The following is a 22,447-nucleotide window of genomic DNA, read 5'->3' as shown; positions in this document are numbered from 1 at the left end:
CCCGGCTCACTCGGCCTCGGCCGGCGCGACCTCGTCGGCGGCGACGGTGTCGATGAGCTCGGGCACGAAGGTGCCGCCGTCGGCGACGAGCTTCACCTGGTACATCTCCTGGATGAGGGCGTGGTCGCCCTCACGGACGGTCATGGCGCCCTTGGGTCCCTCGAACTCGAAGCCCTCCAGCGCCGAGACCATCGCGTCGACGTCGCCCTTGCCCTCCTGGATCGCGTGGACGATCATGATCGCCGCGTTGAACCCGTCGGGGCTGAAGAGGTCGGGCGTTCCGCCGGCTTCCTCGATCGCCTCCACCATCGCGGTGTTCACGTCGTTGTCCGGGCCACCGGGGAAGTAGTGGTTGAGGAAGTTGATCTTCTCGGATGCCTCGCCGTAGGCCCCGAACGTCGCAGCATCGCCGAGTCCGGTGACCACCGGGATCTCGTCGAGCACGCCCTGCTGGCTCATCGCCTGCCACATCGCGCCCGAGGTGGCGCCGGCCCACGCCACGAAGACGAGGTCGGGAGCAGCCGCGAGCACCTGCTGCGCGAACGGCGTGAACTCGGTGACGTCCTCGGCGACGAGCACGGGGCTCACCGTCGCGCCCTTGCCGCCCAGGATGGCGTCCACGGCCGCGACGTTGCCCTGACCGAACGCGTTGTCCTGCGCGAACACCGCGACCGTCTTGCCCTCGATGTCGTCGAGGAACGTGCCCGCGGTCGCGACGTCCTGCGCGCTCTGCCGGCCGGAACGGAACGTGTAGTCGTTGATGCCGGTGATCGCATCAGCCGCGGCCGGGCCCGAGATGTAGAGCACCTTGTTCTGCTGCGCCTGCTCGGCGACGGCGAGGGCGACGCCCGAGGATGCGGTGCCGGCGATGATGTTGACGCCCTCGCCGATCAGCTCCTTGACGGCGGTGACGGCCTTGTCGGGGTCTCCGGCGTCATCGCGGTTCTCGATGGTGATAGTCGTGCCGTCGATCTCGCCGGTGCCGTCGGTCGCATAGTCGAGACCTGCCTCGAACGCATCGAGGTATTGCTTGCCGTAGCCGGCGAGCGGCCCCGACTCGCTCGTGACGATGCCGACCGTGACCTCGGCGGGACCACCGCCGTCGGTCGCCTCGCCCGACGGCGTCTCCGCGGTCGGCGCGCAGGCCGCCAGGGCGATCGCCGCCGTGACGACCACGGAGCCCAGGAGCAACTTCTTCGTAACCCGCATGTGCGTGCCTTTCCCCATTGGAAGGATTCGGGAACCAGGCCTCCGCCTCATACATGAGACCCGATTCAGGTTCCTGCAATCTATGCGGACGACGCCGTGCGGGTCAAGTCGGAAGAGCGCGGAGACAGCAGAAGGGCGGTCCTCGCGGACCGCCCTTCTTGATGGTGCACCCCCTGGGACTCGAACCCAGAACCCACTGATTAAGAGTCAGTTGCTCTGCCGATTGAGCTAGAGGTGCTCGATTCGCAACGTGGCGAACCGAGGGTCAACGCTACCATCACGATCGCGCAACGTGAAATCGAACGCGGAAGGCCCCCGGGTATCCTGGACCGCGTGACCTCCCCCCTCGTGCCGCCGTCGTTCGACACGCCTTTCGAGGGGGATCTTTCGCCGGACCTCGACCTTGCGCTGCGCCTCGCCGACGCGGCGGACGCGGCATCCATGTCCCGTTTCGATGCCGCGGATCTCGACATCCGGCTGAAGGCGGATGCCAGCCATGTGACCGAGGCGGATCTGGCCACCGAGCGTGCCATCCGCGCACTCCTCGAGACCGAACGGCCCGACGACGGCGTCTTCGGCGAGGAGTACGGCATCAGCGGCGACTCGAACCGCCAGTGGATCGTCGATCCGATCGACGGCACGGCGAACTACCTCAAGGGCATCCCGATGTGGACCACGCTGATCGCCCTCGTCGTCGACGGCGTACCGCGCGTCGGCGTCGCGAGCCAGCCGGCGATCGGCCGCCGGTGGTGGGCGGCCACGGGCCTGGGCGCGTGGACGAACACGCCGGCGGGCGAGCGGCGGCGCCTCGCGGTGTCGAGGGTCGACGCCGTCGCCGAGTCGAGCGTCAGCTTCCAGAGCATCGGACAGTGGCGTGAGGCCGGAAGGCTCGATGCGCTCGAGCGTCTGACGTCGTCGGTCTGGCGGGACCGCGGCTACGGCGACGCCTGGCCCTACATGCTCCTGGCCGAGGGACGCCTCGAGTTCGTCGCCGAGTTCGGCGTCAAGGAGTACGACATCGCGGCGCTCGTGCCGATCGTGACCGAAGCGGGCGGGAGGTTCACGTCCTACGACGGCAACGACTCCCTCTCCGAGCGCTCCTCCTTGGCGACCAACCGCGTGCTCCACTCCGCGTTCCTCGATCTGCTCCACTCCGCCTGACGTCCTTCCGCCCTCCCACCCCCCAACGGAGACCCTTCATGCCTGCGCCCCGGATCCTCGGCACCGCCGCCGCGCTCGTCCTCACCGCGGTGGTGCTCACCGCCTGCACGGGCTCGCCCGAGGAGCCTGCACCGCAGGAGACGGGCAACGCCGCGACACCGACCAGCGCCGCGCCCGAGCCCACCACCACCGGCGAGCCCGAGCCGGCGTCGAGCGAGGCTCCGACCTGCGAGACGCTCATCGGCGAATCCGTCGTGGCCGATTTCCAGAGCATCGGCTGGAGCTCGCAGCAGTCGCCGCTCTACATCGGCAGCACCGAGATCGAAGGCGGCATCCAGTGCATGTGGGCCGACTTCAGCGGACCCGCCGGAGACCACGGGCAGATGTTCGGCTGGGCGCTCCTCGCCGACGACGCGGCCGCCGACGCGCAGACCGAGCTCGTCTCGCAGGGGTGGATCCGAGAAGAGGACGCCTCGGGGGTCTACGTCACCGAGAGCCCGAACACGGTCATCGCCCCCGACGAGAACGGGTACGGCATCACGTACCTCTTCGCCGAGGGCCAGGTCACCGTCGCCGACACCAAGCAGGGCCTTCTGCTCATCGAGTGGCCGCGGGACTGAGCCGGCGGGCGCTGCGGCGCGCCTGAATCGTCGCGCCGTGAGCTGCGGGACGGGCGTCAGGCCGTCACGCTGTCACGACGTCACGACGTCACCGCGTAGGCTCGAACGCTATGGCGGTCGGCGCGACGATGTACACCTTTGCTATCCAATTGGCCGACGTCGACCGGGGCGTCTACGAGGATCTGTCGGTGCGTGTGGCGCGGCATCCGTCCGAGACCGACGCCTTCCTGATGACGCGCGTGCTGGCGTACTGCCTGGAGTACGAGGAGGGCATCGCGTTCAGCGAGGGCATCTCGGCGACCGACGAGCCGGCGGTGCTCGCCCGCGACCTCACCGGGGCGCTCACCGCATGGGTGGAGGTGGGTGCGCCGGATGCCGCGCGGCTCCACTCCGGCAGCATGCAGGCCGCGCGCGTCGCGGTGTACACGCATCGCGATCCGGCGAAGGTCGCGGCGCCGTGGGCCGGCAAGCGGATCCATCGCGCGGAGGAGATCCGCCTCCACAGCTTCGATCCGGGGTTCGTCGACGCCGCGGCCGCCGAGCTCGAGCGGCGCAACACGATGACCGTCTCGATCACCGAGCGGCGCACCTACCTCGACCTCAACGGCAAGAGCCTGGAGACGGACATCCGCACCCAGGGCATCGTCTGAGAACCCTCATGATCGAGCTTCCCGAACCCGGCCACCGCGTCGTCGTGCGCTACCTGCTCCCGACGGGCCAGGCGACCGACGCCCTCGGGCCGCTTCTGAGCGCCGATTCCGAGACCGTCGTCGTCGACGGCAAGCGCGGGGTCGAGCGCATCCCCCGCGGTGCGATCATCGCCGCGAAGAGAGTGCCGCCGCCGCCCGCTCCCCGGCCGCGGGGAGCGGGCGCGTGAGCTGACGCCGCCGCGGCTCGGCGCAGGGAGGGACCGCGGATCCCTGGCTGCGGGGCGACGGATGCCGGAGACTCGGGTGATGGACAGGGTTCAGCTCGCCGACTTCCTGCGCCGCCGCCGGGCGGCGCTGCAGCCCGAGGACGTGGGCCTGCGACGCGGCGCCCGCAGGCGCACCGCCGGCCTGCGTCGCGAAGAGGTCGCGGCGCTGTGCGACATGTCCACCGACTACTACAGCCGTCTCGAGCAGGCCCGAGGGCCCCAGCCCTCCGAGCAGATGCTCGCCGCCATCGCCCGCGGCCTGCGGCTGACGCTGGATGAACGAGACCACCTCTTCCGCCTCGCCGGCCACACCGCGCCCGCTCGTGCGCTGCGCAGCGAGCACGTCTCCCCCGGCCTCATGCGGATCCTCGACCGGCTCGCCGACACTCCCGCGCAGGTGATGACCGAACTGGGCGAGACGCTCGCGCAGACGCCCGCGGCACGAGCGCTGTTCGGCGACGAGACGCGTTTCGAGGGCAGCATGCGCAGCGTCGGCTACCGGTGGTTCGTGGACCCGTCTGCCCGCGACGTGTACCCCGCGGAAGATCACCACGGCCTGTCTCGTGCATTCGCAGCCGACATCCGCACGGCGTACGCGAAGTTCGGTGCTCGGTCGCGCGCGGGTGTGATGGTCGACGATCTGCTGGCGACCAGTGCGGAGTTCGCCGCGCTCTGGCAGGAGCACGAGGTGCGCGGCACCCATCCCCGTGAGAAGCGGCTGCAGCATCCCGAGGTCGGCGTGATGGAGATGCAGTGCCAGTTCCTCATCGATCCTGAGCAGGGCCAGACGCTCCTCGTACTCACCGCCGCGCCCGGCACCGAGAGCTACGAACGACTGCAGCTGCTGTCGGTGATCGGCTCGCAGCAGATCACCGCGGGACGCTGAGGACCCGGAGAGCCCCCGCCACGTCTGCCGGCCAGGCGGTCAGCGCCCCGCCCGCCACGGACCGGCGCTCCACAGGGCCCACGCGATGAGCACGGGCTGCAGGAACAGCCGGACGAACCTCGCGCGATCGGAGCGCATCAGAGGCACCGGCGTCCCGGTGCGCCAGTGGTGGACGTTGCCGGGGAAGACCGCGACGAAGAACCCCGCGACCGCCGCACCGACGCGGCGTCGTTCCCGAGGGAGTGACACCAGAGCCGCGCCCAGCAGCACCTCCACAGCGCCCGAGGCCACCACGATCGCGTCCTTGTCCAGGCCGCTGACGCGCGCCGCCCAGTCCGGCACCGCCACCTGGAAGCCGCGGCGGGCCCAGAACAGGTGCGACAGCCCCATGAAGACCAGGAATCCGCCGAGCACGACCCGCAGGATGATCCGGACGATCTGCAGGGGCGGTGCGGGCGCGGTCATCGCGCCAGTCTGGCATCCCCGGCACGGCGCTGCGTCGCCGGCAGCGCATCACCCGGCGAGCACCCCAGCGACGTCGTCCCACCATCGGGCGGCCGCCGAGCGGAGCCCCTCGAGGCGCTCGCGCGCGGCCGCGGACGTGGCATCCCGCCCGGCATCCGCACGGTCCACCGCTGAGGCCGGAAGCGCGTCGAGGTCTTGCACCTCGCTCTGGCCCCAGTGGGCGAGGGCCCCGGACAACTTGATGCGCGTGTAGTCGTCGGCCGCGAGCGCCACCACCGGCACTCCGGCGGGTGCAGCGAACACGGCCGGGTGGTAGCGGCTCGTGATGAGCAGGCGGGCCGAGCGCGCGAGCGCCGCCGCCGGCACCGAGTCGCCCGTCGGCAGCACCCTGCTGGTTTCGGTCATGCGCGCCCTCACACGCTCGTGCAGCGCGGCGTCGCCGGCCGGCTCCTCCCCCGGCCCCCAGGGGCCGAAGTGCGCGTGGAAGACCACCGGCCCCACCGTGCGCGCGGCGTGGTCGACCAGCTCCGCCATCCGCTGCTCGACGTCGGGGGCGGAGCGGCCGGCGAACCAGCCCGACAGGCTGACGACCACCGCCCCGGAGGTCCCGCCGGTCGCCGCGGGACTCCGCCAGCCGAGGAACGACGCGTCATCGACCCCCTCCACGACCGGCAGGCCCCACGACCGCACGAGCGCACCCGACACCGATTCGCGCACGCTCGTCAGTGCCGCCGCGCGCACGAGGCTCGCGACCCGCTCCTCGTCGCCGTGCTCGAGGTCGGGCCCGAACGTCTGTCCGGTCACCACCACCGGCAGACCGCGGGCGCGCGCCATCGCGCCCAGCGCGCTGCGCTCGTAGATGTGCACCGGCCACCGCGAGGCGAGGTTGCCCCCGCCCGCGTTCAGGACGCCCGAGACGCGATCCAGAGCAGCGAGCACCCCCTCGGCGGGGTCACCTGCTGCCAGACGACCCCGGCCGGCCGCGGCATCCGTCAACTCCTCCAGCCGCGCCTGCGAGGCGGCACGATCCAGGCCCGCGAACCCGAGGCGGGGCACCATGGCCACGCCGTAGCGGCGTTCGGACTCGGCGGGTGCCGAGGACACCCCCACGATGTCGACCCCGCGCGCGGCGAGCTCGTCACGCGCCGCCTCGAACATCGCCTCATCGCCGATGTGCATCATCCCCGACACCACGCCGATGTCGCCGATGGTGAGCACGGTCATAGCTCTCCGTTCAGGAAGGACGCGCCGGTCGCGGTGCCGCGGCGTCGGTGACGAGCACCGATCCGGGCTCGTTGTCAAGCATGCCTTGCCGCCCGGCCGGCGGCATACGCTGTGGACAGCGCAGACCCGCCCTGCGCGGGGAGGCAGGTGACACGTGGGCGTCCAGACCGCGATGGATGAGGTTCTCCACGCGCCGACGATCGTCGAGGCGCTCCGGGCCGCCGACGACGTGGCGTTCGAGGCCGGACGCGATCCCAGCGTGCGCACCCTGCGTGTGCTGCTGACCGCGCTCGCCCGCAGCGACGACATCGCCGCGATCGCCTCGGTGCACGCGCTGGCGGAGATGCACGACGAAGAAGCGCTCCGCCGGCTCGTCGGCCTGCTGTCGGACCCCCGGGCCTTCATCCGCGAGCACGCCGCCTGGGCGCTCGGCCAGAGCCTGCCCCGGCCCGAGGCGGTGGGCCGCCTGCTCGGCCTGGTCGCCGAGGGCGGCTTCTCGGGGATGCTCGCGCAGCACACCATCGAGAAGTGGTCGGGCGCCGCGGGCGAGGCCCTCGCGATCGCGATCGAGTCCGCGCTGCTGGGCATGACGGATGCCTCGTCCCGGGCGACCCTGGTCGAGACCCTCGGCCTCATCCGCCAGCCCATCGCCACCCGGCTCCTCCGCGAGGTCGCCCTCGATCCCCGCGAGTCGGACGAGGCCCGCGAGGCGGCGATCGCCGCGCTGGGTCAGCGGCGTGACACCGCGGGACTCGACGACGACCTCGGCACGGTGGTGGCCGCCGGGGGCCGCTTGGCGGCGGCGGCACGGCTCGCCCTCATCGACCTCGACCCGGCACCTGCCGCTCACCGCGGTGCGCGCGGGCTCACCGTCGCGCAGCTGTTCCTCCACGCCGACATCGACCCTTCGCTGTCGGCGGTCGGCGCCGGTGACAACGGCGGCATCGCCACCCTGCTCGTGCGGCTGGGCGACGCGCTGACGGTCGATGAGGCGAGTCCCGTCCAGCGGGCGCTCACGCTGTCGCGCGGACCGCTCGAGCACAGCGCCGAGGACCTGCTCCGGGTGGCCGGGACATCGAGGGGCCACGTCTACGGCCGCATCCCTCTCGCTGCCCGTCCCGTGGCTTCTGCCGCGGCCTGGCCGTATCGGGTGACGGCGCGCCGCGGCATCCGCCGTGTCCTGAATGCGGCAGGCGGCGTGGACGTCGTGCACCTGCGCATGGCCGACGTCGGCAGCCTCGCAGCGGCGGACGTGGCCCGCGAGCTCGGCATCCCCACCGTGTTCACGGTCGCGCCCGACCCGCACAGCGTCATCCGGTCGCTGGAGGATGCCGGCACACTCACCCGCGAGGGCTTCGGTGAGACGGATCTTCGCGAGCACTTCTGGTTCCGGGCGCGCCTGGTGCAGACCCTCGCCGCCTCCGCGTCGCACACCGTCTTCTTCCCGCGGCCCGATCTGGTGCAGGAGATGCGCGAACTGGTCGGCATCGACATGAACGCCCGCAGCGAGCGGCACACGGTGGTCGCAGAGGGGGTCGACCTCGAGGTGATCGACCAGGCCGTGGCCGAAGCCCGAGTCGCCGGCATCGAAGGCGCCGCCGCAGCGGGCGCGGCGTTCGGCGACCTCGCCGCGCTTCTGGGCGACCTGGCGGAGTACCGGCGCGGCCTTCCACTGCTGGTCACCGTGGGGCGCCTCCACCGCGTGAAGGGCGTGGCGACGCTCGTCGGCGCGTGGGCGGAGTCGTCACTCGGCGAGCGCGCGAACCTGCTCGTCATCGGCGGCGACCTCGACGAGCCCTCGCGCGACGAGCAGGAGCAGCTCGACCTCGTCGCCGACGTGGTCCCTCCGCACCAGCGTGCGCGGCGGGGACTGATCCTCGCCGGCCACCGCGCGAACGACGTCGCCGCGCGCTGGATCGCCGCCGCGAGATTCGGGATGCCGGGTCTCGCGGCCGCGGGCGGCGCCTACGTGTGCGCGAGCATCAAGGAGGAGTTCGGCCTCGCGGTGCTCGAGGCGATGGCGACCGGACTGGTCGTGGTCGCCCCCGACGGCGGCGGGCCTGCCACATACGTCGACCACGGCGACACCGGCTTCCTCACGGCGACGTGGGACCAGGACCGCTTGACGGATGCCGTCGCGGCGGCGCTGGATCGCGCGGCGGACGACGATGAGCATCGCGCCCGGCGATCGCGGGACGTCGTCGCCGAGGGATTCACGATCCAGGCGATGGCCGCCACCCTGGCCCCCATCTACGCCTCGGTCGTCGCTCAGGAGGCAGAGCTCGCACGGGCGGCGAGGATGCCCGCATGACCCTCCTCGTCGTCAGCCCCGACTACGCCTCGCACCTGCTGCCCCTCGCGGCACTGGCCACGGCCTGGCGCGACGCCGGTGAGCACGTCGTCGTCGCCACCGGACCGGCCACGGCGCCGATCGTCGCCGACTTCGGCTTCGACCGCGTCGACCTTCCGCTCGGCCGCGGGGCCAACGCCGGCGTCATGCGCACGAGGGAGCAGGACGCCGCCGAGGCGGCATCCCTCGAGGGCTTCTTCGAGGCGACCCGGCACGGCATGGTGCCGACGCTGGCCTACCAGGCCCGCGAGCGTCTGACCGACCTGATGTGGCAGCCCGAAGAGCGGGCGAGGGCCACGCTCGAGGTCGTCGATCGGGTGCGTCCCGACGCGATCCTCGTCGACCACCTCGCGTTCAGCGCGCGCCTGGCCCTCCACACCGCCGGCATCGACTACGGCGACGTCGTGCTGGGCCACCCGTCCGCGCTTCCGGGCCCAGGCGAGGTGTACGGCTTCCCGTCGGCCTGGCCGCGGGCGTTCCAGCCGGAGCCGGCCGAGCTGGCAGAGCTGCGCCGCCTGTGCGTCGAGGTGTCCGATCGCTTCGCGGGTCAGTGGAACACGGCGGCTCGCGCGCTCGACCCCGGAGCGGATGCCGTGACCGATGCGTTCGCCCTCCACGGCGACGTCGTGCTGTACAACTACCCCGCGCTCCTCGCCGCGGGAGACGGGCGTGCGCTGCCGCCGCACGTCTTCCTCGGCTCGACCCGGCGCGACGAGCGACACGATCACGACGTCGACGAGTTCCTCCGCGCCGGCACGCCGTTCGTCTACGTGAGCTTCGGGAGCTTCCTGTCGGTGCGCGGCGACGTCCTGGCACGGGTCGCCGCCGCGATCGCGCGGACGGGCCTTCGCGCGGCGATCGCGACGGGCTCCACCCCGGCGGGCCAGCTCGGGCAGCTGCCCGATGGCTGGCTGGTGCGTGAGTACCTGCCGCAGGTGCGCCTGCTGGGCGCTGCCGCGCTCGCCGTCACCCATGGCGGCAACAACTCCATCACCGAGGCGGTCGGGCAGGGCGTGCCGCTCCTGGTGCTGCCGTTCTCGACCGACCAGTTCGCCGGGGCGGCCGCCGTGGAGAGCTCCGGTGCGGGCCTGTCGCTGGCGCCGAACACCGCGACGGTGGACGAGCTGGCCGAGGCCGTCGCCGCACTCGCAGATCCAGACTGGCAGGGGCGTGAGGCGCTGCGTACAGAAGCGGCGGCCCAGCACGAGCGGCCGGGTCCGACGCTCGCCTACGCGGCGCTCTCCTCGATGTCCGCTTCGCCGGCCACGTCCGCCAGCCCGACCAGCTGGGCCATGGCGACCGGGTCGCCGGCGGCCGACCGGTAGCGCTCCATGCGGGCGGCGTTCGCGTCGTACTGGATGCCGGCCCGCGTCTCGCCGACGTGGTGCAGCGCGTACACGCGTCCCGGGTGGCGCTCCGGCGGGGCTCCGAGGAGGGTCTCGTGCGCGAGGTACCACGCGGCGTCCTCGAAGCCCCAGCCCCGGAATCGCTCGTCCTGCCCGCCGTGCCGCGCCCAGGTGCGCGGAGTGGCGACGTACACGCCCGAGCACGCGCCGACCACGTGGTCGTGATCGCAGTCCTCGAGCGCCCTGCCTTCGGCGTACTGCGCCGAGCCCGCGCGACCCAGCCACCGGTACTCGGTGTAGGGCAGATGCACCCTGTCGCTGGTGCGCGCGGCGCGGATCGCCGCACGCAGCGCATCGGGTTCGGGGATCGTGTCGGCGTCGCCGATCACGACGACCTCGTCCTCGGCGGCGTCGGCCATCGCGCGGTTGCGGCAGGCGGCGAGCACGAACGGGTCCTCACCCGTGTCGACGGTCCGAACGACCGCCTCCGGGAAATGCGCTTCATACCAGGCCGTCACACGGTGGAAGGCATCGAGGCGGGACGGCGCGGGACGCCACGGAATGACGATCCGCACGGCGAGGTCGGAGGGCATGACGGGAGCCTAAGGCACCCCGCCGCCGAGCCCGAATCCTGGCCGGTCGGAGGCATCCGCTCGCCGCATCTCAGTCGTCGAAGATGCCGACCGACGCCGACAGCCGGGTGACGTCGTCCGCGCTGAGCTCGAGCTCCGCGGCCTGCGCCGAGTCGGTGATGGAAGCGGCGCGCCGCGCCCCGGGGATGGGGATGACGTGGTCGCCGAGGGCGAGTTCCCAGGCCAGCACGACCTGTTGCGGGCTGACGCCGTGCGCCTGGGCGACGTCGCCGAAGACGGAGAACCGCTCGCCGACCCGCCTCGCCCCTCCGCCGGTGCCGCCCAGCGGGCTCCACGGGAGGAAGGCGACAGCGTGGTCCGCGCAGAAGCGCAGCTCGCCGATGCTGCCGGGATGCTTCGGCGAGAACTCGTTCTGCACGCTGGCGAGGTTCCCCTCCCCGAGCACATCGAGCGCGATCTGGATCTCCTCCACGCTCGCGTTCGAGATACCCACCGCGCGCACGAGGCCGTCCTCCTGCAGCTTCGCCAGCGACGCGATGACGTCCCCGTAGACGCGCGAGCGGTCCGGGCGGTGGTACTGGTACAGCTCGATCCGGTTGACACCGAGGATCTCGAGGGACGTCTCGACGGCGGACCGCAGGTACGCCTCCGACCCGTCGCGCCCCCAGACCTCGCCCTCGCTGCGGGTGATGCCGCCCTTCGTCGCGACGAAGATGCCGGTCGAGTCGCCGTCCCACGTACGCAGCGCCTCGGCGACGATCCGCTCGTTGTGTCCCATCTCGTCCCACGCCGGCGCGTAGACGTCGGCGGTGTCGATGAGCGTGACGCCCGCGTCGAGGGCGGCGTGCACCGTGGCCACCGCGTCCTCGAACGACGGATACTCCTTGTCGTTGTTCATCGACAGCGGCATCGCCCCGAGGCCGATCGCCGAAACCTGCCGTCCCGCCAGAGTCCGCTGCTTCATCGCCTGTCCTTTCAGTCGTGCCCACCAGCCTGCCATCCCCGTGCGCTGCCGCGTGGGACTGGACAGCAGGGTGCCCGACGCGTAAAGGCCTCCCCATCCCCGCAATGGGACCGCGGACGCTCAGCGCGCAGCGGTGGCGACGCCGTCTGCCCGAATGTCCCTGTCCTCGGCCGCAAGCACCCGCGCGAGCCCCCGGAAATCCCGCATCAGGATCCTCGCCAGCACGAAGGTGGGCAGCAAGGCCACCAGCCGCAGCCAGCCGGCGACGTCGCCCTCGTAGTCGGCGAGCACCCGCGTCCCTCCACTCTGCGCGACGCAGACGTACTCCACCCGCGAGTTCCACGGCGAGGTGGAGTGCCAGACCACCCTGCGCGGTGGATCGATCGCCTCCAGCTCATCAGCGAACCGCACGGTGAAGGGGCCGAGGATGCGGTCGATCGCCCACCATCGACTGCCCACGTCCGGCGGCCCGTCGCCGATGCGCTGGCGGAACTCCACCGCCGGCGCGAACTCGGGCCACCGCGCAGGGTCGGCGACGTACGCGAACACCCGCTCCGGCGGGAAGGGAAGGTGGACGTCGAGGAAGACGCGTCGCCACATGGCGCTCACACCATCGCGGGCACCGGCCGGTCGGGGTACAGCTCCCTCATCGCCCGGTCGTACTTGCGCTTCATCAGCAGGAGATACAGCAGTCGGATCGGCGCGGGGATGTTCTTGTGCATCCACTCGTCCCTCTCCGCCTCCGGGACGCTCGCGATCAGCAGCCCCACCTGAAGCGACATGATGTCCTTGCCGAGCTCCTTGCGATGCGCGGCGAGGTTCTCGCGGGTGTGCTCCTCCATCCAGTCCCACTCCTGCTGCGAGAGCACGGCGCCCGCGACCGGGAGGATGTCGTCCTCCTCCTGCGCGAGATGCGCGTGCAGCGTGTCGCGGAGCACCTCGATGTCGGCCGCGAGGGCCTCACCCAGGCGCGGGTCGGCGGTGGCGACCCACGGCTCCAGCTGCGGCTCGATGCGCGCGAGCTGGGCCGCCACGTCGGCGTGCTGGGCGCGCATCTGATCGACGTGCAGAGTGCATCCGGGGTCGCGGGACGTCAGCCTGTCCCACAGGGCGATGTCCTCGGTCTCGTGATGCATGTGCAGCGCGAAGAAGTCCAGGTTCGCGTACCGACCGACGATCGCCGCGCGCTCCACATCGCCGGCCTGCACCTCACGCACCAGCATCGGCAGCTGCGTGTACAGCCAGCGGAAGATCCGGTGCACGAGAATCAGGCCCGACGTGTCGCACCCCGCGTGCTGGCCTTCCGGCATCGCTCCGGACGACGGCAGCTTCGTAGCCATGGCGAACCCCCAGTCCCCACCGACCGCACGCACCGGCCCCACGCCGGGGCGCACAGCCGCACGATACACCCGTCGCAGGGCCGCGCACAGCACCTCGCTCGGAGCGCGGAAAGGCCCAGGCCCCCGCGACGTATCGCGAGGGCCTGGGCCGTCAGTTCCGGTGACAGCGGTTCGTGGAGATGGGGGGAATCGAACCCCCGTCCATCGCTGAGTAACTGCGGTTTCTCCGGGCGCAGTCTGTGAAGACGTCTTACTCGGCTCCGACCTTTGTCACAGACACCTAAGTCGACGAGCCCATCCTGATAAGAGTCCCGCGTGGCGCTCAGGCGACGTCACGCAGCAAGATCCCTAGATGACGCCAATACCCGTGACGGGATCAGTCACGGATTGACGGCGTCGGGCTCGCTGCTCAGGCAGCGAGGGCGAACGCGGACTGCTTCTTTTCGGCAGTTATTGGTTTGCAAGGAGCGTTTACGAGATAACCCTGCATCCTCGGCCCGCTTCACGCAGATTCGCAGGCGATGTCGAAACCGATCATCCCCGTGTCCTCGAATCGAGGTGGTTCCTTCTCGCGAAGGGCCGCTGTCACACTGTGGAGTTGCCAACACCCGGGTGCCGAAGCATCCGAGCACATCAGTCTACAACGGATGCCACGCCCCCGCCATTCCCGGCCCCTCTCCACAGCCGCGTACGGTGCGGCCGCTCCCGCCGGTGCCGGGGACGACCTTCACTCGCGCTGTCCGCCTCAGCTGCCGCGGGTGCGGGGCGACAGGTCGGGAAGGGCACGCGTGCCGAAGTCGTGGCGGAGCGCGCTGAGTGCGGCGAACCACCCGGGCAGCCCGTGCACGCCGGGTCCGGGTGCGGTCGACGCCGAGGCGAGGTAGACCCCGGGCATGGGCGTGCGCCACGGGTCGGGGCTGAACACCGGGCGGCCGAGGATCTGCGGGAAGGTCGGTGCACCCGCGGCGATGTCGCCCCCGGGGTAGTTCGGGTTGTGCCGCTCGACCTCACGGGCGCTGCGCGAGCTCGCGGCGACGATCGTGTCGCGGAAGCCCGGAGCGAAGCGCTCGATCTGCCGGATGACCGCTTCCTTCCGGTCGACGGGGCTGCCCGCGGGAACATGCGTGTACGTCCACAGCGTGTGCATCCCGGCCGGGGCGCGGGCGGCGTCGAACAGCGTCGGCTGCGACACGAGCACGTACGGCCGCACCGGCATCCGCCCGCGGTTGACCTCATTCTCGGCCCCCGCCACCTCGGCGCGCGTTCCGCCGACGTGCACCGTGCCGGCGTGGCGCAGCTCGGGATGCGACCACGGCACGGGCTCGCTCAGGGCGAAGTCCACCTTCGCCACGCCGTCGCCGTACCGGAAGCGCCGCAGCGCCCTGCGGTACTTCTCGGGCATGGCATCCCCCGCCATCCGCATGAGCGCCTTGGGTGTGACGTCCAGCACGGTCACGCGGGCGGCGGGCAGCGCCGCCAAGGAGGTGACCTCGTGGTCGAGCACCACCTCACCGCCGTGTGCACGCAGGTCGTCGACCATCGCGTCGATGATCGCCTGGCTGCCGCCGACGGGGATGGGCCAGCCGCGGGCGTGTGCGTACGCCGTGAGCGCCAGGCCGGCGCCCGCCGCGGCGACGCTCGGCTGCGGCAGGATCGTGTGCGCGGCGACACCGGTGAGCAAGGCGGGAGCGACGTCCTGCCGGAAGCGGGCGTTCCACGCGGGTGTCCCCTGCTCGAGGGCGCGGAGGCCGAACGCCACGGCGGTCGCGGGATCCTGCGGCACCTGCAGCAGTGCCGACCCGGTGAATTCGGCGACCTCGGTCGCGCGCGCGACCAGCCCGCGCATGAGCTGCTCGTAGGCGCGGCCGTCGCTGCCGAGGTTGTCGCGCGTGCGGGCGAGGTCACGGTACGCGATGCCGGCGCGCCCGCCGTCCAGCGGATGGCCGAACGAGATCTCGGGAGTGACGAACTCCACGCGGTCGCGCAGGCCGAACTCGCGGAAGAACCGCGACTCGAACGCCATCGGGTGCACCGCGGAGCACACGTCGTGCAGGAAGCCCGGAATCGTGAGCTCGCGGGTGGCGGCGCCGCCTCCCGCCTGATCGGCGCGCTCGAACACGCGCACACGCAGTCCTGCGCGAGCGAGAGTCACGGCGGCCGCGAGGCCGTTGGGCCCCGCGCCGACGATCACGGCATCGAGTTCCTCGCCTCCCGGCCGGGCGCGCGTGCTCACGGCGATGACGCCTCCGCATCCGGAGTCTTCGCGGCTGCCGGCTTCCTGGCGGTCGGCTTCCTGGCGGTCGGCTTCGCAGCATTCGGCTTCGCGGCGGTCGCCGTCGCGCTGGACGACTTCGCAGCGGTCGGTTTCGCGGCGGTCGGCTTCGCGGCCGCCGGTTTCGCGGCCGAGGCCGTCGAGGAGGCGTCGTGCGACTCCTCCCCCGACGCTGCCATCTCCTTCTCGGCCGTCGACGCCGAGGTGCGTCGCGTCGCCCGGCCTTCCGCGAGATACGCCAGCCGATGCAGCGTCTCCTCGTTGCGCCAGTGCAGCGGGATGTCGAGCAGCGGCGCCGGCACCAGCCGCCCGGGACCGGCGACCGCCTCTTCCTGGATGCGCACGACGCACTCCTCGCCGCGGGGCTTGACGTCGATCGTCACGCGCGCCTCACCGATCGGCCAGCCGCGAGCCCGCATCACCATCTTCTGCGACGGCACGTACTCCTCGACGACCGTCTTGTCGTCGATGAGCACCGGCCAGATGCCGAACGAGTGATGCACCTCGGATCCCGCCTGCGGCCACCGTTCGTCGACCTCTCGCATGCGGGACGCGCCGACGACCCATGCGGGGTACAGCCAGCCGTCGCCCAGCACCTCGAACACGTCCTCCGGCGTGCACTTGAGCACCCTCACGTTGCGGGACATCGCCATGCTCCTGTCGTCGTGGGTCTGCCGTGTGCACGACGATAGGCCGCAGTGGCGGTCGTGCGGAGCGGCTTGCGCCGCGGCCGAGCATGTGGCAGTCGCGGCGGCCACGCCGCCCTGCGGTCGTGCGCGCCCCGACCGTCACGCGAACCCGAGCTCACCTCGCACGATCGAGTCCCCGGAGTGGTCGGGATCGCCGTCCTCCGGCTCCAGTGAGATGTCGACGAGCACGTACTCGCGCAGGTCGATGTCGTCGGGAACCTCGAACACGCCGGTGCTGCCCTTCAGCACACCCAGGCTGACGAGCGCGGAGGCGTCGGCTTTGATCAGCCAGACCTCGCGGAATCCGTCGCCCTGCTCGCCGTCGTCGAGGTCCACCTCGACCTGCCGTTCGCCGTCGGGCTTCTCCACCACCACCGCGGAGCCCGAGGCACCCGGATGGGCGGGGAACGCGTCGAGTGTCGCGGAGGCGAGCTCGACCGGCTCGGGCTGACGCACGAAGTTCCAGGTGCCGACCACGGCGACGATGAGAGCGAGGCTGGCCGCGAGCGCGAACAGGAGACGGATGCCGCGTCTGCGGGTGGCCGGCTTCTCGGCGTCCGGCGCGCGGGGCGCGTCCTCGACGAGAGCGGATGCCGCGCCCGCGGCCCCCGGCATCCCGTCATCCGCATCCGGTGCGGGGCCCTCCGCGGCGCCGAGCTTCACCTCGGCGGCGATGCGGTCCCAGACCCGCTCGGGCGGCGCCTGCAGGTCTCCCAGCGCGACGGTGGACCGGCCCACCACGACGGTGTACTCGAGTTCGGCCAGTTCGAGCGCGCACTCGTCGCACACATCGAGGTGCGCGCGCTCCTCCGCCGTGGCGGTCTCGCCGAGTGCGATCAGCGAGAGACGGTCGGGATCAAGATGCGACATGGCCGACCTCCAATCGACTGCGCAGGCGGGTGAGACTTCGCCGGATATGGCTCTTCACGGTACCGAGCGGCATGCCCAGCCTCTCGGATATCTGCTCGTGTGTGAGGTCGTCGTAGAAGGCGAGCCGCACCACGCGGCGCGCATCCGGCTCCAGCCGGTCGATCTCGTCCGCGAGGAGCAGACGGTCGCCGAGGTCGATCTCGGCGCCGACGACGTCCTCGGGCGTGGTGAAGCGCTGCAGCTCCTGCTGCAGCGCCCGCACGCGGGCGCGCGCCTCCAGCGTGTCGGCGATGCGGCGCCGCGTGATCGCGATCAGCCACGTCGACAGCTTCGCCTTGGCGGGGTCGTACGACCGGCGCGACGTCCACGCCGAGACGAACGCCTTCTGCGTGACGTCCTCGGCGTCGCCGCGGTCGCCGACGAAGCGCAGCGCCATCGTGAACACGACCGGCGACCACCGCCGGTAGATCTCTTCGAGCGCTCGCTCGTCGCCGTTGCGGAAGCGATCGCTCAGCTCCCGCTCGTGCGCCTCTTCCACGCTGTGTCCTCTCATCCTCATCGCGGTCGGCGACGTCGCCGGCTCAGGGGATCGGGGTCGCGATGGCGACCACGTTATCGGCGTACCGCCCGCTCGCGGGGTCGAACGCGCCCCCGCACGTGATGAGCACGAGCGCTCTCGTGCCGGAGCGGGCGAACAGATCGTCCACCGGAAGGTCGGCCTTCGGGTAGTAGGTGACCGACTCGACGGAATAGCGGTGCACGGAGCCCGCGGCATCCGTCACCTCCACGACCTCCCCGGCTGCCAGGTCTCGCAGGCGGCTGAACGGCCCGATCGGGTACGAAGGAGCATCCACATGCGCCGAGATCACGACGTTGCCGTCGGCGCTGGCGGGGTCCGACCCGAACCGGTACCACCCGGCGATGGCCGGATCGACGGGGAGCTCCATGAAGCCCCCGGTCTCGACGCCGACCGGGACGACCGGCACATCGACGTCGGCGGAGGCGACGACCACCCGCGCCGGCGGCTGGGGATCCCGCACGGGCGCCTGGGTGGCCGCCGCGATCGGCACGTCGACGGCGGGAGTGGGGATCGGCGTGGGAGTCGCCGTCACCGTCGGTGCCGCCGGTGGCGGGGCGGACTCGGCATCGGCCGAGCCGCACCCCGCCAGGGCGAGGACGACCGCCAGAGCCGTCAGCGCTCCCGCGGTCGCCCTTGCCACGTCGGCCGTCCTCAGCGGTTCGCGCGGGCGCGGACGGCGACGACGGATGCCGCAGCCGCGGCCGCGATCGCCAGCCCGGCGAAGACGAACAGGGACTGCATCATCGCGTCGCGCTCGGCGAGCTGGCCGCCGCTGCCCGAGGGGACCCCGTCAGGAGCCGAGTGCAGACCCGAGATCGTCTGGACAGCGACGGCCAGGTTGTCGTCCTCGAGGCTTCCCCACGCGTACACGATCGTGAGGGCGCCCTCCTCGACCGCGACGTCGGTCGGCCCGAGGACGGGATCGGTGGTGCCTGCGGCGGCGACGGATGCCGAGATGGTGCCGGCCGGCAGGTTCAGCGTGGCCTCATTCGGGTTCGTCAGATCCTCGATCACCGGAGAGCCGCCCGCGAGCACATCCACAGCGGGCGCCGCGGCGACGTGGCGAACGGTCAGGCGACCTTCACCCGCCGCGGTGGCGGCGGTGTCGTTGGTGAACGGCGTCACGGTCGGGTCGCCGCCCTCGTTCAAGTGGGCCACGGCGGTGTAGTTCTTGCCGCCTTCGAGCGTCAGGGTGACGGGTCCGAGCACCGGCGAGCTGTCGTCGGTGGCGTCCGTCGCCGTCAGCGCGACCTCGTACGATCCGGCGGGCAGGTCGAGCGGGCCCGCGAGGTCGCCCGGCTGGAAGTCGTCGATCGTGAGCTCCCCGTTGACGTACACGTCCACGGGCGTGTCGGGGATGCCGTGAAGCACCGAGAGCTGGGCCCCGTCGGCGGTGGCGGCGGTGGCGGGTGCGACCATCAGACCGAGGGCTGCGACGGCCCCGGCGGTGATGCCCGCGAGAATCTTGTTTCGCACGGTGGTCCTCCTTCGTCGGGGCGACCGGTTCGCCGCCCATTGACAGGTGATTCCCGCCGGCACGCCGGTTTGGATGCAGATGAATGAAGATTTCTCGGCCGATGGCGCGGCGGTGCGTAGAGTCGGCGTCATGAGCGACGTCGTCATCACCGTCCGCGGGGAGCACGAGACCCGCATCGCCCCCGAACGCGCGATCGTGCACCTGACCATCCGCGCCGAGGGACCCGAGAGGGGGGCCGTCGTGGAGCGGATGTCGGCGCTCACCGAGCCGGTACGCGACGACCTGGCGGCGCGCAAGGCCGCCGGCACCGTCGCCGAGTGGACGAGCCAGCGCGTCTCGGTGTGGTCCGAGCGTCCGTGGAACAACGAGGGCCGCCGGCTCGCTCCGGTGCACTACGCCACCGTCGACTTCTCGGTGACGTTCACCGACTTCGCCGTCCTCTCCTGGTGGGCCGGCGAGGTCGCCGAGCGCGAGGGAGTGCAGCTCGGCTGGATCGAGTGGAAGCTGACCCCTGAGACCCGGACCTCCGTGGAGCGCTCCGTGGCGACGGAGGCGGTCGGGGTCGCCGTGGCGCGAGCCGCGGCCTACGCCGGCGCTCTCGGGCTGTCCGACGTCGCCGCGCTCGAACTCGCCGACATCGGCCTGCTCGACCGCCAGGAACGCCCCGAGATGACGCCGGCGCCGCGCATGATGGTCGCGAAGGCGTCGTTCGCCGCGGATGCCGCGGGCGGCGGCCCCGCCGTGCAGCTGCAGCCTGAGGACATCGTCATCTCGGCCGCTGTGGAGGCGCGGTTCGCCGCACGGTGAGGCCCGGGACTAGTCCCCCAGGCGGTTCCGGGTGCGCATCGCGCGCTCGGCCTCTCGCTTGTCCTCGCGCTCGCGGATCGTCTGGCGCTTCTCGAACTCGCGCTTGCCCTTCGCCACCGCGATCTCGACCTTGGCGCGGCCGTCCGAGAAGTACAGCTTGAGGGGCACCAGCGTGTAGCCGCCGGCGGAGACGGCGTGCGACAGCTTGATGATCTCGTCCTTGTGGAGCAGCAGCTTTCGCGTGCGCTTGGCGGAGTGGTTCGTCCAGTGGCCCTGCGAGTACTCCGGGATGTGCACCGCGTCGAGGAACGCTTCGCCGCCGTCGATGTAGGCGTAGCCGTCGGTGAGGTTCGCGCGGCCCTCGCGCAGCGACTTCACCTCGGTGCCGGTCAGCACGAGGCCCGCCTCGTAGGTCTTCTCGATGGCGTACTCGTGGCGGGCACGGCGATTGGTCGCCACGACCTTCTCCCCGCGTTCTTTGGGCATGGCGACTCCTTATCGGTTGCTGGGCGTATGCGCCGGTTGCTGAGCGTGTCGAAGTGTGCCCCGCGGGCGGTCCCTGAGGACCGACGGCCGCACGGCAGCCTTTCAGTCTACCCCGGAGCGAGCCGCGCGATCACGCGCGGAGCCACCGCCGGATCGCGAATCCCGCCGACAGGGCCGCGAGCCCGATGCCGACCAGGATGAGAACGGGCACCACGAGCCAGGCATCCGCCAGATCGACCCAAGTCGTGACGAAGTCGACCCGGTTGCGCAGATAGTTGTCCACGCCGAAGTGCACCCCCGCGATGACGGCCGCACTGGCCAGGACGGATCCCAGCAGCGCTGCGAACACGCCCTCGAGGATGAAGGGCGTCTGGATGAACCGGTTGGATGCCCCGACCAGGCGCATGATGCCGAGCTCCCGTCTTCGCGCATACGCCGAGAGCCGGATCGTCGTGGCGATGAGGAGGACGGCCGCGATGAGCATCAGAGCCGCGATGCCGACAGCGATGTAGGTCGCCACCGTCAGTGCGGAGAAGAGCGGCTCGAGGTACTGCAGCTGGTCCTGCACCTGCTCGACCCCCGCAGTGCCCGTGAACGCCTCGATGATGACGGCCGACTGCGCCGGATCGACGAGCGTGATGCGGAAGGTCTCGTTCACCTGCTCGGGGGTGACGACGCTGGCGTCCTCCTCCCCCACCAGGTCGAGCAGCTCCTCGTAGGCCTGCTGATGGTCGAGGAACACCATGTCGCGGATGAGGGGCGACAGCGCGCTGCCGTCGAGCTTGCCGCGGACCTCCTCGATCTGCTCGGGCGTCGCCTCCCCGTCCGCGCACGTCGCCTCGTTCGTGGAGATCTCGGTGCACATGTAGATCGCGACCTGCGCGCGGTCCACCCAGAAGTCGCGCATCGTCACGATCTGCATCTGCATGAGGATGGCGGCGCCGACGAACGTCAGCGACACGAACGTGACGAGGATCACCGAGATGACCATCGAGACGTTCCGCCGGAGGCCGGTGAACGCCTCCGACATGATGAGTCCGAACCTCATGAGGTGGGCCCCACTTCGTCGTCGGGATCGGTTTCGCCGAGTCCGAGCCGGTCGGCGAGCCCCAGCTCCGCCACCTCGATCTGGTCGATGACGGGCATCGTCTGCGTCTGCGACGGCACGGCCGCGGAGGGAGGAGCGGATGCCTCCCCGGCCGCGGCGTCCTCGCCCACGGGCTCCTCGACCGCATGCTCGAGCGCCTGCGCCTTCCGCAGCTCGTCCGCCGCGAGCGCCGCCGCGGTCGCGGCCGTGGCGGCCGCGACGGCCGCGCTGGCGACACCGGGAGACACGGCATCCGTCTCTCCCGCCTGCTCGTCGTCACCGCGCACGAGAGTCGGGTCGAGGCCCGCCGCGGCGGCGAGCGAGGCCTCGCGCTGGACCTCGAGCACCGCGGTGAGGGCGGCCACGGCGGCCGCGCCGCGCTCGGGCTCCGGCGTGAGGCTGGGCAGATTCGAGCGGTCGCCGTAGCCGCCGTGCCGCTCGTCGCGCACGATCTCGCCGTGGCGGAGCTCGATCACGCGACGCTGCATCTGGTCGACGAAGCCGGCCTCGTGGGTGGCCATGACCACCGTCGTGCCGCCGGCGTTGATGCGGGCGAGCAGCTGCATGATGTCGATGGAGGTCGCGGGGTCGAGGTTGCCGGTGGGCTCGTCCGCGAGCAGGATCTGCGGACGGTTGACCAGGGCGCGGGCGATCGCGACGCGCTGCTGCTCACCACCCGAGAGCTCGTGAGGGAACCGCTTCTCCTTGCCGGCGAGTCCGACGAGGGCGAGCACCTCGGGCACGGCCTGCTGGATGAAGGCGCGTGAGGAGCCGATCACCTGCAGGGTGAAGGCGACGTTCTGGAAGACCGTCTTGGTGGGCAGCAGCCGGAAGTCCTGGAACACGGCGCCGACATGGCGGCGGAAGTACGGCACCTTGCGGTTCGACAGCGTGCGCAGGTCGCGGCCGAGCACGACGACCCGCCCTTCGCTCGGCGTCTCTTCGCGGAGGATCAGCCGCAGGCACGACGACTTCCCCGATCCCGAGGCGCCGACGAGGAAGACGAATTCCCCGCGCTGCACTTCGAAGTCGACATCGCTCAGGGCAGGCTTCGCAGTGCCGCGAAAGCGCTTCGTGACGTTCTCGAACCGGATCATGGCCTAAC

At 71.5% G+C, this 22,447-nt stretch carries 24 protein-coding genes, 1 tRNA gene and 1 other RNA gene; 8 read left to right on the top strand and 18 right to left on the bottom strand.

All coding sequences use genetic code 11. The features are described from left to right. Nucleotides 1-6 precede the first annotated feature (6 nt). Both ACZBH1_RS14025 and ACZBH1_RS14020 read right to left on the bottom strand, forming a co-directional pair. Nucleotides 7-1,209: a substrate-binding domain-containing protein gene (locus ACZBH1_RS14025; protein ID WP_336396856.1), complete on the bottom strand. Its 1,203-nt coding sequence runs from the start codon at nt 1,207-1,209 to the stop codon at nt 7-9. A 162-nt stretch (nt 1,210-1,371) separates the two neighbouring features. After that, nucleotides 1,372-1,447, bottom strand: a tRNA-Lys gene (locus tag ACZBH1_RS14020). 95 nt (nt 1,448-1,542) lie between these two features. Between ACZBH1_RS14020 and ACZBH1_RS14015 the strand changes: the two genes are divergently transcribed. The 5 genes from ACZBH1_RS14015 to ACZBH1_RS13995 all read left to right on the top strand — a co-directional run bounded on the left by ACZBH1_RS14015 (nt 1,543) and on the right by ACZBH1_RS13995 (nt 4,792). Further along, nucleotides 1,543-2,370 (top strand): inositol monophosphatase family protein, encoded by an 828-nt coding sequence (locus tag ACZBH1_RS14015; RefSeq protein ID WP_452325392.1) that lies wholly within the window; start codon nt 1,543-1,545, stop codon nt 2,368-2,370. Nucleotides 2,371-2,408: 38 nt separating this feature from the next. Then, nucleotides 2,409-2,990: a hypothetical protein gene (locus tag ACZBH1_RS14010; protein WP_463646728.1), complete on the top strand. Its 582-nt coding sequence runs from the start codon at nt 2,409-2,411 to the stop codon at nt 2,988-2,990. A gap of 110 nt (nt 2,991-3,100) precedes the next feature. Further along, nucleotides 3,101-3,640: a YaeQ family protein gene (locus ACZBH1_RS14005; protein ID WP_463646727.1), complete on the top strand. Its 540-nt coding sequence runs from the start codon at nt 3,101-3,103 to the stop codon at nt 3,638-3,640. A gap of 8 nt (nt 3,641-3,648) precedes the next feature. Beyond that, nucleotides 3,649-3,867 (top strand): putative acetyltransferase, encoded by a 219-nt coding sequence (locus tag ACZBH1_RS14000; protein ID WP_336396849.1) that lies wholly within the window; start codon nt 3,649-3,651, stop codon nt 3,865-3,867. A gap of 79 nt (nt 3,868-3,946) precedes the next feature. Further along, entirely contained in the window at nt 3,947-4,792 is an 846-nt protein-coding gene (locus ACZBH1_RS13995; RefSeq protein ID WP_336396848.1) for a helix-turn-helix transcriptional regulator, read from the top strand. A gap of 39 nt (nt 4,793-4,831) precedes the next feature. Here the strand turns inward: ACZBH1_RS13995 and ACZBH1_RS13990 are convergent, their stop codons facing one another. Together ACZBH1_RS13990 and ACZBH1_RS13985 are read right to left on the bottom strand one after the other, a co-directional pair. Continuing rightward, nucleotides 4,832-5,257 carry a DoxX family protein gene (locus tag ACZBH1_RS13990; protein ID WP_452325389.1) on the bottom strand — a complete coding sequence of 142 codons (426 nt, stop codon included), beginning with the start codon at nt 5,255-5,257 and terminating at the stop codon, nt 4,832-4,834. A 48-nt stretch (nt 5,258-5,305) separates the two neighbouring features. After that, nucleotides 5,306-6,481 (bottom strand): polysaccharide pyruvyl transferase family protein, encoded by a 1,176-nt coding sequence (locus tag ACZBH1_RS13985; protein ID WP_463646726.1) that lies wholly within the window; start codon nt 6,479-6,481, stop codon nt 5,306-5,308. 154 nt (nt 6,482-6,635) lie between these two features. Between ACZBH1_RS13985 and ACZBH1_RS13980 the strand changes: the two genes are divergently transcribed. Further along, complete coding sequence (locus ACZBH1_RS13980; RefSeq protein WP_463646725.1) at nt 6,636-8,792, top strand: glycosyltransferase; 2,157 nt, start codon at nt 6,636-6,638, stop codon at nt 8,790-8,792. Then, nucleotides 8,789-10,156 (top strand): glycosyltransferase, encoded by a 1,368-nt coding sequence (locus ACZBH1_RS13975; protein ID WP_378883160.1) that lies wholly within the window; start codon nt 8,789-8,791, stop codon nt 10,154-10,156. The genes ACZBH1_RS13980 and ACZBH1_RS13975 overlap by 4 nt, the downstream gene beginning before the upstream one ends. On the opposite strand, the gene ACZBH1_RS13970 is transcribed toward ACZBH1_RS13975, so the two are convergent. From ACZBH1_RS13970 to ACZBH1_RS13920, 11 genes are all read right to left on the bottom strand, one after another. Continuing rightward, nucleotides 10,060-10,770 (bottom strand): glycosyltransferase family protein, encoded by a 711-nt coding sequence (locus ACZBH1_RS13970; RefSeq protein ID WP_336396844.1) that lies wholly within the window; start codon nt 10,768-10,770, stop codon nt 10,060-10,062. The genes ACZBH1_RS13975 and ACZBH1_RS13970 overlap by 97 nt on opposite strands. A gap of 70 nt (nt 10,771-10,840) precedes the next feature. Continuing rightward, the gene (locus ACZBH1_RS13965) at nt 10,841-11,734 is read right to left on the bottom strand and encodes an aldo/keto reductase (RefSeq protein ID WP_463646724.1); all 894 of its coding nucleotides are present in this window, start codon (nt 11,732-11,734) and stop codon (nt 10,841-10,843) included. A 120-nt stretch (nt 11,735-11,854) separates the two neighbouring features. Next, the gene (locus ACZBH1_RS13960; RefSeq protein WP_463646723.1) at nt 11,855-12,334 is read right to left on the bottom strand and encodes an SRPBCC family protein; all 480 of its coding nucleotides are present in this window, start codon (nt 12,332-12,334) and stop codon (nt 11,855-11,857) included. A 5-nt stretch (nt 12,335-12,339) separates the two neighbouring features. Further along, on the bottom strand, nt 12,340-13,074 hold the full coding sequence (locus tag ACZBH1_RS13955; RefSeq protein WP_463646722.1) for a hemerythrin domain-containing protein: 735 nt from the start codon (nt 13,072-13,074) through the stop codon (nt 12,340-12,342). Nucleotides 13,075-13,245: 171 nt separating this feature from the next. Further along, nucleotides 13,246-13,616: a transfer-messenger RNA gene (gene ssrA / locus ACZBH1_RS13950) on the bottom strand. Nucleotides 13,617-13,819: 203 nt separating this feature from the next. Then, the gene (locus ACZBH1_RS13945; protein ID WP_463646721.1) at nt 13,820-15,307 is read right to left on the bottom strand and encodes a phytoene desaturase family protein; all 1,488 of its coding nucleotides are present in this window, start codon (nt 15,305-15,307) and stop codon (nt 13,820-13,822) included. Beyond that, a complete protein-coding gene (locus ACZBH1_RS13940) occupies nt 15,304-15,993 on the bottom strand; it encodes an SRPBCC family protein (RefSeq protein ID WP_463646720.1) in 690 nt (229 codons plus the stop codon). The genes ACZBH1_RS13945 and ACZBH1_RS13940 overlap by 4 nt, the downstream gene beginning before the upstream one ends. A gap of 141 nt (nt 15,994-16,134) precedes the next feature. Continuing rightward, the gene (locus ACZBH1_RS13935; protein WP_463646719.1) at nt 16,135-16,905 is read right to left on the bottom strand and encodes an anti-sigma factor; all 771 of its coding nucleotides are present in this window, start codon (nt 16,903-16,905) and stop codon (nt 16,135-16,137) included. Continuing rightward, a complete protein-coding gene (locus ACZBH1_RS13930; protein ID WP_336396833.1) occupies nt 16,892-17,443 on the bottom strand; it encodes an RNA polymerase sigma factor in 552 nt (183 codons plus the stop codon). Before ACZBH1_RS13930 ends, ACZBH1_RS13935 begins: the two co-directional genes overlap by 14 nt. Nucleotides 17,444-17,486: 43 nt before the next feature. After that, a complete protein-coding gene (locus tag ACZBH1_RS13925; protein WP_463646718.1) occupies nt 17,487-18,125 on the bottom strand; it encodes a class F sortase in 639 nt (212 codons plus the stop codon). Nucleotides 18,126-18,136: 11 nt separating this feature from the next. Next, the gene (locus ACZBH1_RS13920; RefSeq protein ID WP_463646717.1) at nt 18,137-18,961 is read right to left on the bottom strand and encodes a DUF4397 domain-containing protein; all 825 of its coding nucleotides are present in this window, start codon (nt 18,959-18,961) and stop codon (nt 18,137-18,139) included. Nucleotides 18,962-19,091: 130 nt separating this feature from the next. Here ACZBH1_RS13920 and ACZBH1_RS13915 point away from each other — a divergent pair, with 130 nt between their 5' ends. Next, nucleotides 19,092-19,769: an SIMPL domain-containing protein gene (locus ACZBH1_RS13915; protein ID WP_463646716.1), complete on the top strand. Its 678-nt coding sequence runs from the start codon at nt 19,092-19,094 to the stop codon at nt 19,767-19,769. 9 nt (nt 19,770-19,778) lie between these two features. On the opposite strand, the gene smpB is transcribed toward ACZBH1_RS13915, so the two are convergent. The 3 genes from smpB to ftsE form a co-directional block, all read right to left on the bottom strand. Beyond that, entirely contained in the window at nt 19,779-20,255 is a 477-nt protein-coding gene (smpB, locus tag ACZBH1_RS13910; protein WP_336396829.1) for an SsrA-binding protein SmpB, read from the bottom strand. A gap of 130 nt (nt 20,256-20,385) precedes the next feature. Further along, nucleotides 20,386-21,303, bottom strand: a complete 918-nt coding sequence (gene ftsX, locus ACZBH1_RS13905) for a permease-like cell division protein FtsX (RefSeq protein WP_463646715.1) — start codon at nt 21,301-21,303, stop codon at nt 20,386-20,388. Continuing rightward, nucleotides 21,300-22,439 (bottom strand): cell division ATP-binding protein FtsE, encoded by a 1,140-nt coding sequence (gene ftsE / locus ACZBH1_RS13900; RefSeq protein WP_463646714.1) that lies wholly within the window; start codon nt 22,437-22,439, stop codon nt 21,300-21,302. The genes ftsX and ftsE overlap by 4 nt, the downstream gene beginning before the upstream one ends. Nucleotides 22,440-22,447 lie beyond the last annotated feature (8 nt).

The organism is Microbacterium sp. ZXT2-5 (genome assembly GCF_055329545.1).
The sequence above is the reverse complement of the archived record's forward strand: the minus strand, read 5'-3'. Positions and strand labels throughout refer to the sequence as shown.